This is a genomic window from Poseidonibacter ostreae, assembly GCF_009208075.1.
Taxonomy (GTDB): Bacteria; Campylobacterota; Campylobacteria; order Campylobacterales; family Arcobacteraceae; genus Poseidonibacter; species Poseidonibacter ostreae.
On the sequence record NZ_WFKJ01000129.1, the window covers coordinates 1 to 521 of the forward strand.

General features: G+C 24.2%; 1 protein-coding gene. It reads left to right on the forward strand.

Translation table 11 applies throughout. The annotated features are described in order from the left end of the window. Positions 1–286 precede the first annotated feature (286 nt). Positions 287–521 (forward strand): IS110 family transposase (locus GBG18_RS15105; protein WP_152192401.1); only part of this gene is annotated, 235 nt, incomplete at its 3' end.

Here is a 521-nt window from a genome sequence, read left to right on the forward strand (position 1 = left end):
TCCTCCTATAATAAATTAAGCAATTCATATTACGAAACTTGAATATAAATTGCTATATATTATTTATGTTTGTATTTAAATTTAAATTGTTAAGTTTCTTTACAGTTCACAGTTATTGCATCAATAAATAATCTCTTTATCCTTGTGTATTTAAACACCTAAGAAAGCGTATTATTTTGATTATATAAACTCACCTATTTAGGAAGCTATAGAAGACTTCAAAACTCTTACTATCTATAATAGGAGGCTGTGAGCATAAATCAAAAATTAAGATTAAGGATGTGTTATGTATTTTATAGGAATTGATATTGCTAAAGTGTTTAATGTTTGTTGTGTTGTTGATGATAATGAGAAAATAGTTATAAAACCATTTCCATTTAATTCAACAGCGGTAGGTTTTAAAAAGTTAATCAATAATATTGAATCTTTAAATTGTAATAAAGAAGAGATAACTATTGCTATGGAAGCAACAGGACTTTTATTTGAGAACTTATATAGATATTTAAAAAACTTAAACTATA